Source organism: Natronomonas salsuginis (assembly GCF_005239135.1).
Classification (GTDB): domain Archaea; phylum Halobacteriota; class Halobacteria; order Halobacteriales; family Haloarculaceae; genus Natronomonas; species Natronomonas salsuginis.
The window spans coordinates 49,259-61,724 of the sequence record NZ_QKNX01000006.1 but is presented as its reverse complement, the minus strand read 5'-3'; the positions used below and the strand labels follow the sequence as shown (position 1 = coordinate 61,724).

The 12,466-nt window shown below is 66.2% G+C and carries 11 protein-coding genes, 1 other RNA gene and 1 pseudogene; 12 read left to right on the top strand and 1 reads right to left on the bottom strand.

The genetic code is table 11. The features are described 5' to 3' along the window. Window positions 1–57 precede the first annotated feature (57 nt). The 5 genes and pseudogenes from DM868_RS12970 (at window position 58) to DM868_RS12950 (ending at window position 3,534) form a co-directional block, all read left to right on the top strand. Window positions 58–1,074 carry a type II glyceraldehyde-3-phosphate dehydrogenase gene (locus tag DM868_RS12970; RefSeq protein WP_137277266.1) on the top strand — a complete coding sequence of 339 codons (1,017 nt, stop codon included), beginning with the start codon at window positions 58–60 and terminating at the stop codon, window positions 1,072–1,074. Window positions 1,075–1,149: 75 nt separating this feature from the next. Continuing rightward, window positions 1,150–1,524 (top strand): Hsp20/alpha crystallin family protein, encoded by a 375-nt coding sequence (locus DM868_RS12965; protein ID WP_137277265.1) that lies wholly within the window; start codon window positions 1,150–1,152, stop codon window positions 1,522–1,524. 67 nt (window positions 1,525–1,591) lie between these two features. Further along, window positions 1,592–2,071: a response regulator gene (locus DM868_RS12960; protein WP_137277264.1), complete on the top strand. Its 480-nt coding sequence runs from the start codon at window positions 1,592–1,594 to the stop codon at window positions 2,069–2,071. Between the two features lie 105 nt (window positions 2,072–2,176). After that, a pseudogene (locus DM868_RS15840) lies at window positions 2,177–2,290 on the top strand (hypothetical protein); the annotation flags it as partial. 134 nt (window positions 2,291–2,424) lie between these two features. Continuing rightward, window positions 2,425–3,534 (top strand): aminopeptidase, encoded by a 1,110-nt coding sequence (locus DM868_RS12950; protein WP_137277263.1) that lies wholly within the window; start codon window positions 2,425–2,427, stop codon window positions 3,532–3,534. A gap of 29 nt (window positions 3,535–3,563) precedes the next feature. On the opposite strand, the gene rnpB is transcribed toward DM868_RS12950, so the two are convergent. Further along, window positions 3,564–3,970, bottom strand: an RNA gene (rnpB, locus tag DM868_RS12945) — RNase P RNA component. Between the two features lie 99 nt (window positions 3,971–4,069). On the opposite strand from rnpB, the gene DM868_RS12940 reads away from it, so the two are divergent. The 7 genes from DM868_RS12940 (at window position 4,070) to DM868_RS12910 (ending at window position 12,424) form a co-directional block, all read left to right on the top strand. Beyond that, on the top strand, window positions 4,070–4,276 hold the full coding sequence (locus DM868_RS12940; RefSeq protein ID WP_137277262.1) for a hypothetical protein: 207 nt from the start codon (window positions 4,070–4,072) through the stop codon (window positions 4,274–4,276). A gap of 24 nt (window positions 4,277–4,300) precedes the next feature. Continuing rightward, on the top strand, window positions 4,301–5,080 hold the full coding sequence (locus DM868_RS12935; RefSeq protein WP_137277261.1) for an MBL fold metallo-hydrolase: 780 nt from the start codon (window positions 4,301–4,303) through the stop codon (window positions 5,078–5,080). A 148-nt stretch (window positions 5,081–5,228) separates the two neighbouring features. Beyond that, entirely contained in the window at window positions 5,229–5,681 is a 453-nt protein-coding gene (locus DM868_RS12930; RefSeq protein ID WP_137277260.1) for a CBS domain-containing protein, read from the top strand. 108 nt (window positions 5,682–5,789) lie between these two features. Then, window positions 5,790–7,280, top strand: coding sequence for an Asp-tRNA(Asn)/Glu-tRNA(Gln) amidotransferase subunit GatB (gene gatB, locus DM868_RS12925; RefSeq protein ID WP_137277259.1), 1,491 nt, complete (start codon window positions 5,790–5,792; stop codon window positions 7,278–7,280). Window positions 7,281–7,423: 143 nt separating this feature from the next. Then, window positions 7,424–9,931 (top strand): DNA topoisomerase I, encoded by a 2,508-nt coding sequence (locus DM868_RS12920; protein WP_137277258.1) that lies wholly within the window; start codon window positions 7,424–7,426, stop codon window positions 9,929–9,931. Between the two features lie 42 nt (window positions 9,932–9,973). Then, the gene (locus tag DM868_RS12915; RefSeq protein WP_137277257.1) at window positions 9,974–10,699 is read left to right on the top strand and encodes a phosphoglycerol geranylgeranyltransferase; all 726 of its coding nucleotides are present in this window, start codon (window positions 9,974–9,976) and stop codon (window positions 10,697–10,699) included. Window positions 10,700–10,753: 54 nt separating this feature from the next. Continuing rightward, on the top strand, window positions 10,754–12,424 hold the full coding sequence (locus DM868_RS12910) for an acyl-CoA mutase large subunit family protein (protein ID WP_137277256.1): 1,671 nt from the start codon (window positions 10,754–10,756) through the stop codon (window positions 12,422–12,424). Window positions 12,425–12,466 lie beyond the last annotated feature (42 nt).

Sequence of the window (12,466 nt, the reverse complement as noted above, 5' to 3'; positions counted from 1 at the left end):
CAATCCCGACGGCTGGGGAGAGAAACGGTTATTCCGATGGGCCGACCACCCACGCACATGAGCATTCAGGTCGCGGTCAACGGGTACGGGACCATCGGCAAGCGGGTCGCCGACGCCGTGGCGCTGCAACCGGACATGGAACTGATCGGCGTCGGGAAGACGCGCCCGAACCACGAGGCCGAACTGGCGATCGAGAACGGCTACCCGCTGTACGCGGCCATCGAGGATCGGATCGACCTGTTTGACGAGGCCGGACTGGAACTCGCGGGCACCGTCGAGGAGATGGTCGAGGCCGCAGACATCGTCGTCGACGCCTGTCCGTCTGGGATCGGCGCGGACAACAAATCGCTCTACGAGGCGCACGACACGCCCGCGCTGTACCAGGGCGGCGAGGACGCCGACCTCGTCGACGTCTCGTTCAACGCCCGCGGGAACTTCGACGAGGCGACCGGCGCGGATCACGTCCGCGTCGTCTCCTGTAACACGACCGGCCTCTCGCGGCTGCTCGCCCCGTTGCAGGAGGAGTACGGCGTCGAAAAGGCCAGAGTCACGCTGGTCCGGCGCGGTGGCGACCCCGCCCAGACCGGCCGCGGCCCGATCAACGACATCCTGCCGAACCCGGTGAGCCTCCCCTCCCACCACGGCCCCGACGTGAACACGATCTTCCCGGATCTCGCCATCGACACGCTCGGGCTGAAGGTGCCCGCGACGCTCATGCACACCCACTCGGTGAACGTGACGCTCGAATCGACGCCGGACGCCGACGCGGTTCGAGAACTGCTCGACGAGCAGACGCGTACGTTCCTGATCCCCGAAGGGGCGGGAATCGACGGCGCGGGGGCGCTCAAGGAGTTCGCGATGGACCGCGGCCGCCCGCGGGCGGACATCTGGGAGAACTGCATCTGGTCGGAATCGGTGTCGGTGGAGGGTTCGGATCTATACCTGTTTCAGGCCATCCACCAGGAGTCCGACGTCGTCCCCGAGAACGTCGACGCGATCCGGGCCGTCCTCGGAACGGCCGACGCCGCCGAGTCGATCGAGCGGACGAACGGGACGATGGAGATCGGATTCTGACGGGGTCGGCGCAACCGCAGCGTCCGACATCGACAGAAGGCTTTTGACGACCTCCGTCCTACCGGTGAGTGTACAATGCGCCGTGATGACCGCGACGACCCGTTCGACGACATCTTCAGCGAGATAGAGCGAATGATGGAGGGGATGGCGGGCGGCATCGACGCGGCCGATGCCGGCTTCGGCGGCGACGCCCACGTCTCGGTGTACGAGACCGACGACGAGATCCGCGTCGTCGCGGACCTCCCGGGCGTCGACAAAGACGACCTCCGAATCAAGTGCGACGGCCGGAACGTCACTGTCGCCGCCACGACGACCACGAGCGAGTACGAAGAGCGAATCCAACTGCCGGGACGCGTCGACGAGCACTCGGCGTCAGCGTCGTTCAACAACGGCGTCCTCGAAATCACGCTCGACCGGACCGACAGCTCGGCGAACATCGATCTGTCGTAACACGACCGACGAAGCGACCTAAAAACGACTCGACAAAGCGTATTAACCGCGGCGTTCAACGTAAGGCATCAACCTCACCTGCGTCGATGACGACGCCGATTTTCTCGATCTCACTGCGATGTTCTTGGAGCGCAAGCTCCCGTCCGCGACCGTGCTGACGACGACGCGGGTCGACGACGCACTGGACACGCTCGACACCGGACCGATCCACTGCGTCGTCAGCGACTACGAGTTGCCCGAACGAACCGGGCTCGATTTTCTGCGGACCGTTCGCGGCAAGTATCCCGAGCTTCCGTTCATCTTCTTTACCGGGGAGGGCTCCGGGCGGATCGCCAGCGAGGCGATCTCTGCGGGCGTGACGGACTATCTGCAAAAGCGCGGCGCGTCCCAGTACGATCGGCTGGCCACGCGGGGTCGAAACGCCGTCGCCCAGTATCGAGCCGAACGGGAGCTGCAAGAGCGCGTCGAAGAGCTCACGGCCATCTCGTCTCGGCCTTCGACCAGATCGAACACGAACAGGAGTTGCGCGACCGTGAGACGGAGCTGAAGCGGCAAAACGAACGTCTCGATCAGCTCTCGAGCATGGTGTCACACGATCTTCGCAATCCGATTCCGATCGCGAGCGGACACCTCGAACTGTACCGAGAAGGCGGTGGCCAGGAGGATCTCGCCCGAGGACCGCGAGCAGGTGTTCGAACAGGGCTACTCGACGGGATACGGCGGTAGCGGCGTGGGGCTCACGATCGTCAGCCGGATCGCCCAGGTGCACGAGCTGTCCGTCTCGCTCGCCGGGAGCGCCGAGGGCGGCGCGCGCTTCGAGTTCCGCGAGATGGACGACGGAGCGGTCGCGGGCGCGCAGCGGTCACGCATTTATATACCTCTCTGCCGCGAACGCTCGGCATGGACGAACGAGTACGCGAGCACGCCGACGTGCTGGTCGGGTGGAGTGCGCGGATCGAACCGGGCGACGACGTCGTCGTCGACGTGGCCGAAGGGGCACACGACCTCGCGGTCGCCGTCGCCGAGCGACTGGGGGGGATCGGGGCGAACCTCATGGTCACGTACGGATCCGACGAAGTGACGAGAGCGTACCTCTGCGCCCACGACGGCGTGTTCGAGGCGAGCGAGGGCGAGCTGGCACTGTTCGAAAACGCCGACGCGTATCTCCGGCTGGGCGGCGGGCGAAACACGGCCGCGACGGCGGACGTGGACGCCGGCGCGCGAGCGGCCTATCGCCGCGCGCACAGCGAGATCCGGGAGGCGCGGATGGACACGGACTGGGTCTCGACGGTCCACCCGACGCGAAGCCTCGCCCAGCAGGCCGGGATGGCCTACGAGGAGTATCAGGAGTTCGTGTACGACGCGGTGCTGTCCGACTGGGAGACGCTGGCCGAGGAGATGGCGCGGGTGAAGACGAGACTCGACGGGGGCGACACCGTCCGGATCGTCAAAGAGCGCGACGACCAGCCGCGGACCGATCTGACGATGTCGATCGCCGACCGGATCGCGGTCAACTCCGCGGCATCGGTCGCCTACGACTCGCACAACCTCCCCTCCGGCGAGGTGTTTACCGCGCCGTACGACACGGGGGGCGAGGTCTTCTTCGACGTGCCGATGACGATCAACGGCCGGCGCGTCCGGGGCGTTCGGCTCGTCTTCGAGGACGGCGAGGTGGTCGAGTTCGACGCCGAGCAGGGCGAAGACGCCATCGAAGCGGTCCTCGACACCGATCCGGGGGCGCGGCGGCTCGGCGAGTTGGGAATCGGGATGAACCGAAGCATCGACCGCTTCACCGACAACATTCTGTTCGACGAGAAGATGGGCGACACCGTCCACCTCGCGCTCGGCCGCGCCTACGACTCGAACCTGCCGGCCGGCGAGTCGGGGAACGAATCGGCGGTACACGTCGATCTGATCTCCGACCTCTCGGAGGCCTCGCGGCTCGAAATCGATGGCGAGACCATCCAACGTAACGGCACGTTCTGGTTCGAAGACGGATTCGAGGCGTAGATTCGGACGCACCGCTCTCGGTTCGAGACGGCTGAGGAGAGTAAGCCCCCTTCTGTTTCGACCCGGCATTCGGCTGAGCGCCCGCCGCGTCTCCGGGCTACCAGTTGCGGCGGGCTTGCACCGGTGAGGATTCGCCGTTCCATCCGTTCCCGCTCGTCGGCTCGCGGCCGAAGCCGCTCGCGCGTCCCTCGGCGGGTTAACTCTCTTCCCTCTCGGGTCGGTTCGCGCGGTCGCGAGCGATACCCGCGACCGCCGTCGGCCGTGTCGACGGCCGACGCGCCTCATCGGTCGGAGCGGGTGGTCCCGTTTCTGTTCCAGTGCCGGCGGTCTCCCGCCCCGGGCTTGCGCCCGGTCACCTGCCCGGAGGGTGGGGGGACTTTCCTCATAGGTCGGGCGGCGACGCCGCCGGACCCACGGGGACCGGGCTTCCTCTGCCGACTGTCGGTAGGCCGGTCAGCGGTTTAAGCCGTTCGGTGGGACGGTCGCCGACGAGGCCACCGGCACCGTTTTCGACGCGTGGAACGGGGGAACAGGTATGGAAAACACCGAACGCGTCCTCAACGTGCTCCCGCACTATCTGGTGCTTTTGATTCTCGTCTTCGTCCTCCTCGCCGCGGTGCGCGAACTTCTCGGTGATCTGGGCTTTGCGGTTGAACTCCTGCTCGTGTTGGCGGTGACGATCGCGTACCCGCCCGTGGTGCGGCGGATGGGGGTCGCGCCGGAGTCGTGGGCGAAGCAATAAACCGCTGCGCGTCGAGACGCCGGTATGCGAATCGAACGGATCCCGGTCGACGTGCCGACGCGGGCACCGACCGGACAGACGGCGGCCCACGTCGTCGGGCACGAGGACGCATTGCTCGTCGATCCGGCGGCGAGCGACGCGCGAATCGACGCCGAACTTGATCGGGTAGCCCACGTCGCGGTGACGCACCACCACACCGATCACGTCGGGCGCGTCGCGGCGTCCGCCGACGCCACCGACGCGACGGTGTGGTGTCGGTACGGTCGAGAGGCGGCGTTCGAAGACGCGACGGGGGTCGAACCCGACCGAACGTTCCGCGAGGGGACCGAGATCCCCGTCGGCGACGGCGCGGTCCGGGTCCGCGAAACGCCGGGACACGCGGTCGAACACGTCGCATTCGAGGCTGGAGATGCGCTTCTCGTCGGCGATCTCGCCGTCGCGGGGGGGAGCGTCGTCGTGGGCGCGCCGGAGGGGGACATGCGCGCGTACCTCACCTCGCTCCGACGCGTTCGGGCGATGGCCTCCGAGCGGCTCTATCCGGCCCACGGACCGGTTATCGACGCACCGGGGGCGACCTGCGAGCGGCTCATTCGACACCGCCTCGACCGCGAAGTCCGGGTGCTGGCGGCCGTCGAGGCCGGGAATCGATCGGTGGCCGAGATCCTCGACGCGGCCTACGAGAAGGACCTCGCGGGCGTCCGGGACCTCGCGGGGATGACGGTCCGAGCGCACCTCGACAAACTCCACCACGAGGGGCGGATCGAATGGGACGGATCGCGAGCCGGGAGCGTCACCGAGAAATGAAGTGCCAATTTCGACACCATACGTCAGAATAATACCAGAAAATAGAAACAAAGCCCTGATTTTCGTGATATAGAACTAATAATACTAGGTATTATAACCTATACATCCAAACAGACTATGTAGTAACGTGTTGTCACACACAACAAGGATGATCGACCGACACATCGCCGACCTACAGCCCGAGTTCGCGCCGACCGTTCGACCAGAGACGCCGGTCTCAGACGTCGCGGAGGCGCTGTGCGACCCCGACGTGTCCGCAGTCGTCGTCGAGGAGAACGAATCGATCGCCGGGATCGTCACCGCGTCGGACGTCGTCGCCATGGTGACGGTGACCGAGACCGAACACCACCCGACCGCCCGAGCGATCATGTCGTCGCCGCCCGTCACGGTGTCTCCGGACGCGACGCTCGTCGAGGCCGCCGAGCGAATGCGCGCGGCGGGAGTCGGCCACCTCGTCGTCGAGGGCGAAACGTACCGCGGGGTCGTGTCGACGGCGACGCTCGCCCCGTTCCTCTCGCGACACCGACTCGACGTCGAGTGGCGCGGCGAGCCATCGGTGTTCACCGCTAGCAGGGACGGCAGGCTGGTAGTAAAGAACTGACAGGCGAGACCCACCACGGACCGGTCGGCGCGGGCGAGTCGGAGAGGGCGTCTTCGTCGCGAACGAGGACGATAATCCATATAAGCGGGCGCGCGAAAAGCCGTATCAATGACCGCACAGACCGCCGAGCAGCGTGACCTCGCGGCCGTCATCGGGCTCGAGGTCCACGTCCAGCTCGAAACGGCGACGAAGATATTCTGCGGCTGTTCGACCCAGGCCGACGACGACGAGGAGCCCAACACCCGGACCTGCCCCGTCTGTCTGGGCCTCCCGGGTGCGCTGCCGGTGCTCAACGAGGGAGCCGTCGAGGCGGCCGTCAAGGTCGGCAAGGCGCTCGGCTCGGCGATCCCCGAGGAGACCCGCTTTCACCGGAAGAACTACTACTACCCCGACCTGCCGAAGAACTTCCAGATCACCCAGTACGACGCGCCGATCTGCGACGGCGGCTCGATCGAGTTCGGCGTCGACGGCGAGCGCCGGACCGTCGAGATCGAGCGCGCACACCTAGAGGAGGATCCGGGCAGCCTCTCGCACGCCGGCGGCTCGATCGACACCGCCGAGTACACGCTGATCGATTACAACCGCGCCGGCACGCCGCTCATGGAGATCGTCACCGCACCGGACTTCCGGAGCGCCGCAGAGGCCCGCGCCTTCCTCGCGAAGCTCACCGAAGTGCTCGAATACCTCGGCGTCTTCGACGTGACCCGAAACGGCAGCCTCCGCGTCGACGCGAACCTCTCGATCGTCGACGCCGAGGCGATCGACGACGACGGATCGATCCCCGGCGAAACCCTCGAGTCGGCGAACCGAACCGAGGTGAAGAACATCTCCAGCCACAAGGGCGCGGAGAAGGCGCTCGCCTACGAGGAGACGCGACAGAAGAACGCCATTCGGCGAGGGCGCGAGGTCGAACAGGAGACCCGCCACTGGGACGAGTCGCGAGGGATCACCGTCTCGATGCGCTCGAAGGAGGCCGAGAAGGATTACCGGTACTTCCGGGAGGCCGATCTACCGCCGCTTCGGGTGTCGAGCTGGAAGGAGGAGATCGACATTCCTGAGCTGCCTGACGCCCGCCGCGAGCGCTTCCGCGAGGAGTACGGACTCGACGCCGAAGCGGCGGCGAAGCTCACCTCGACCAAACAGGTCGCGGACTTCTACGAGCGCATCACCGAGCGGTTCGATCCGGAGCTGGCGGCGACCTGGGTCGCAGACAACCTGCTCGGCGAGCTCCACTACCGCGACATGGCGATCACAGACGTCGCCGAGCGACTCGACGAGTTCACGCGGCTCGTCGAGCTGGTCGACACCGACGAGATCACGGTGAAAAACGCCGAGGAGATCGTCCTTCGGCGGATGCTCGACGACGGGCTCGCGCCCGACGAGATCGTCGACGCCGAGGGACTCGGCAAGACGGACGACGACGCGGTCGCCGCCGCGGTCGAGGAGGCGATCGAGGAGAACCCGGACGCGGTCGAGGACTACCACTCGGGCGAGGGCGGCGCGCTGAACTTCCTCGTCGGACAGGTGATGGCGAAGACGGGCGGCTCGGCCGACCCGGGAACGGTCAACGAACTGCTCCGCGAGCGGCTGGAGGAGTAGGTCCGGTCGCGCCACCTCCACCCTCCCCGCGCTTCGCGAAGAGGCGCACGCGGGCTCGAACGCCCGTAGGCGCGCCGTACTCTGGTTTGAACACGTTTTCGACGAAAGGTTAAAACCCGGAGTCGGCGTACTCCGAGCCGATTGTGGAACTCATCGTCACCGAAAAGGACAACGCGGCGCGCCGGATCGCGGAGATCCTCTCCGGCGACAGCGCATCGACCGACCGCCAAAACGGCGTCAACGTCTACCGCTGGGGCGGCACGCGCTGTGTCGGGCTCTCCGGGCACGTCGTCGGCGTCGACTTCCCGCCGGAGTACGCCGACTGGCGCGACGTCCAGCCTGTCGAGTTGGTCGACGCAGACGTAGTGAAGACGCCGACCCAGGAGAACATCGTCCGGACGCTCAAGCAGCTTGCCGCCGACGCGAGTACGGTCACGATCGCCACCGACTACGACCGCGAGGGGGAGCTGATCGGCAAGGAGGCCTACGAGCTCGTCCGCGAGGAGACCGACGCACCGATCGACCGGGTCCGGTTCTCCTCGATCACCGAAAACGAGGTCAGAGAGGCGTTCTCGAACCCCGACGAGCTGGATTTCGACCTCGCGGCGGCGGGGGAGGCCAGACAGGTGATCGATCTGCTCTGGGGGGCCGCACTCACCCGGTTTCTCTCGCTGTCGGCGAAGCAGTTGGGCGAGGACTTCATCTCCGTCGGCCGCGTCCAGTCGCCGACGCTGAAGCTCATCGTCGACCGCGAACGGGAGATCCAGGCGTTCGACCCCGAGGACTACTGGGAGCTGTTCGCCGAACTGCAAAAGGACGACGTCGGCTTCGAGGCCCAGTACTTCTACGAGGACGAGGACGGCAACGAGGCCGAGCGCGTCTGGAACGAGGCCGACGCGACGGAGGCGTTCGAGCAGTTGCGGGGGGCCAGGGACGCGATCGTCGAGTCGGTTCGTCGCCGCAGCCGGACCGACGAGCCGCCAAACCCGTTCAACACGACCCAGTACATCAGCGCGGCCAGCTCGCTCGGGATGTCGGCCCAGAAGGCGATGAGCGTCGCCGAGGAGCTGTACACCGCGGGCTACATCACCTACCCGCGGACGGACAACACGGTCTACCCGGACGATCTCGATCCCGAGGAACTCCTCTCGGCGTTCACCCAGCACTACCTGTTCGGCGAGGACGCCGAATCGCTGCTGACGGCCGAGGCAATCGAGCCGACCGCGGGCGACGAGGAGACGACGGACCACCCGCCGATCCACCCGACGGGCGAGATTCCTTCGAAGGAGGATCTCTCGGAGGACGAGTGGGAGATCTTCGAGCTCGTCGTGCGACACTTCTTCGCGACCGTCGCCGAGCCGGCCGAATGGGAGCACCTGAAGGTCGTCGCCGACGCCAACGGCTGTCTCCTGAAGGCCAACGGCAAGCGACTCGTCGAACCGGGGTACCACGAGGTGTATCCGTACCGATCGACCGCCGAGAACCACCTACCCGACGTCGCGGAAGGTGAGCTGCTCGGGATCGACGACGCTCGGATCGAGGCGAAGCAGACCCAGCCGCCGCGCCGCCGCGGCCAATCGCGGCTCATCGAGGAGCTCGAGTCCCGCGGGCTCGGAACGAAGTCGACGCGACACCACACGATCGAGAAGCTCTATGACCGCGGCTACATCGAGGGCGACCCGCCGCGGCCGACGAAGCTCGCGATGGCGGTCGTCGAGGCCGCCGAGAAGTTCGCCGACCGGATCGTCGACGAGGAGATGACGGCGCAGTTGGAGGCCGACATGAAGGCGATCGCCGACGGCGAGAAGGGGTACGAGGCGGTCACCGACGAGTCGAGAGAGATCCTCGAAGCGATCTTCCAGGAGCTCCACGACTCCAGAGAGGAGATCGGCGAACACCTCAGAACGTCGATGAAGGCGGATCGGACACTCGGCCCGTGCCCGGAGTGCGGCGAGAGCCTCCTCATCCGTCGGTCTCGGCGCGGCTCGTACTTCGTCGGCTGTGACGGGTTTCCGGACTGTCGGTACACCCTGCCACTCCCGAACAACGGCGAGCCGACCGTCATAGACGAGACCTGCGAGGAGCACGGTCTCAAACAGGTGAAGATGCTCGCCGGGCGCAGTACGTACGTACACGGCTGTCCGCAGTGTAAGGCGGACGAGGCCGACGAGGCGGAGGACGAGATCATCGGCGCGTGTCCCGAATGTGGCGACGAGCACGGCGGCGAGTTGGCGATCAAGACGCTCCGGAACGGCTCGCGGCTCGTCGGCTGTACGCGCTATCCCGAGTGCGAGTACTCGCTGCCGCTGCCGCGACGCGGCGAGATCGAGGTGACCGACGAGAGCTGCGACGAGCACGGGCTGCCGCATCTGCTCGTCACCGACGGCGAGGACGACGACGATCCGTGGGAACTCGGCTGTCCGATCTGCAACTACGCCGAGTACCGGGAGCGACAGACGGCCACCGAGATCGAGGACCTCGATGGCGTCGGGGCGAAAACCGCAGAGAAGCTTGCGGCGGCCGGGATCGAATCGCTCGACGACCTCCGGAACGCCGACGTGGCCTCGGTCGCCGCCGAGGTGCAGGGGATCTCCGAGGATCGGCTTCGCGAGTGGCAGGCCCAAGCGAACGCTGGCGCCGTCGCGGAGTGAAATGTCGAAGCGGTTTTAGCTACCCACCGATACAGAGGGTGTATGAGCGCGCCGTGGGCAGCGTGGGATCACATCGTCAAGATCGATCCCGACAAGACGCTCGTTGAGGGCGAGACGTTCGAGGACGTCTGTGCGACCGGAACCGACGCCCTCGAGATCGGCGGCACCACAGGGATGACCGAGGAGAAGATGGCGCGCGTCGTCGAGGCCACGACAGCCTACGACGTGCCGGTCTACATCGAGCCCTCGAACGTTGGATCGGTCGTCCACCGCGACGGGCTGGATGGCTATTTCGTGCCGATCGTGCTCAACGCCGGAGACCCGTTCTGGGTGACGGGCGCGCACAAGGAGTGGGCGCGACTCGACAGCGAGATCGACTGGGAGGCGACGTTCCCCGAGGCGTACATCGTCCTCAATCCCGACTCCTCGGTCGCGACGTACACCGAAGCCGACTGCAACCTCGACGTCGACGAGGTCGCCGCCTACGCCGAGGTGGCGGAGCAGATGCTCGGCCAGCGAATCATCTATATCGAGTATTCGGGGACGTTCGGCGATCCTGACGTGGTCCGGGCCGCGGCCGACGCGGTCGAGGACGCCGCTACGTTTTACGGCGGCGGCGTCGACGATTACGAATCGGCCTACGAGATGGGCCGGCACGCGGACACGGTCATCGTCGGCGATCTGGTCCACGACGAAGGGGTCGAAGCGGTCGAAGAGACGGTCGCGGGCGCGAAGGACGCGAAGTCCGAGCCGATCGAGGGCGTCTGAGCCGACGAGGCCATCCCGCCAACGCTTAAGCCGACGGGTTCGAATTCATCGATAATGTTCGACGCCGACGACCTCGAAGAGATTCGCGAGGGCCACGATCAGTGGGAGGCTGACACGTACGGTCCGACCGTCGATCGATTCGGGGAACGCAAAGAGGAGTTTACGACGGATACGGGCGGCCAGGCGGTCGATCCGCTGTACACGCCTGACGACGTGTCCGACATCGACTACGGAACGGACACCGGGTTCCCGGGCGAGGAACCCTACACGCGCGGCGTGTACTCGACGATGTACCGGGGGCGGCTGTGGACGATGCGGCAGTACGCCGGGATGGGAACTGCCGCCGAGACCAACGAGCGATTCCACTATCTGCTCGACGAGGGACAGACCGGACTCTCGATGGCGTTCGACCTGCCAACCCAGATGGGCTACGACTCCGATTCGGTCATGGCGGAGGGGGAGGTCGGCAAAAGCGGCGTCGCCATCGACTCACTCGACGACATGGAGACAGTCTTCGGCGAGATTCCGCTCGACGAGGTCTCCACCTCGATGACAATCAACGCGCCCGCGTCGGTCCTGTTGGCGATGTACATCGCGGTGGGCGACAAGCAGGGCGTCGACCGAGAACAGCTCCGCGGGACGATACAGAACGATATTCTCAAAGAGTACATCGCGCGGAACACCTACATCTTCCCGCCGGAGCCGTCGATGCGGATCATCACGGACATCTTCGAGTTCTGCGCCGAGGAGATCCCGAACTTCAACACGATCTCGATCTCCGGATACCACATCCGCGAGGCCGGCTCGACGGCGGCCCAAGAGCTCGCGTTCACCCTCGGCGACGGACTCGAGTACGTCGAAGCCGCGATCGAAGCTGGCCTCGACGTGGACGACTTCGCGCCGCAGCTGTCGTTCTTCTTCAACGCACACAACAACGTACTCGAGGAGGTCGCGAAGTTCCGCGCCGCCCGCCGCATGTGGTACAAGCTCATGGACGAGCGCTTCGACGCCGAGAAGCCGGCCTCGAAACAGCTGAAGTTCCACACCCAGACCGCGGGATCGACGCTGACCGCCCAACAGGTCGAAAACAATGTCGTCCGGGTCGCGTATCAGGCGCTCGCGGCGGTCCTGGGCGGGACGCAGAGCCTCCACACGAACGGGAAGGACGAGGCGCTCAGCCTCCCAACTGAGCAGTCCGTCCGGACGGCGCTTCGGACACAGCAGATTCTCGCCCACGAATCGGGCGCGGCGGACACGATCGATCCGCTGGCGGGCTCATACTACATCGAGAGTCTGACGGACGAACTCGAAGCCGAGGCGTTCGAGTTGCTCGAGGAGGTCGACGAGCACGGCGGGATGCGACAGGCCGTCGAAGAGCGGTGGGTCCAGCGGCAGATTCAGGACACCGCCTTCGAGCGCCAACGCGAGATCGAGACCGGCGAGCGGATCATCGTCGGCGTCAACGAGTTCGAAGTCGACGAGGAGCCACAGGAGGATATCGAGGAGGTCAGCGAAAAAGAGCAGCGCGAACAGCGCGAGCGGGTGCAGGAGTTGCGCGAGAGCCGCGATCAGGAGGCCGTCGACGAGGCGCTCGAAGCGCTGAAGGACGCCGCCGACAGCGGCGAGAACGTCATGCCGCCGATCATCGACGCCGTGAAGGCGTACGCGACGACCGGCGAGATCTGTAACGCGATGCGGGACGTCTTTGGGGAGTACCAGGGGTAATCGACCGGACGCGTTCCCGCGCGTTTTTGTCCCCGGCCATCG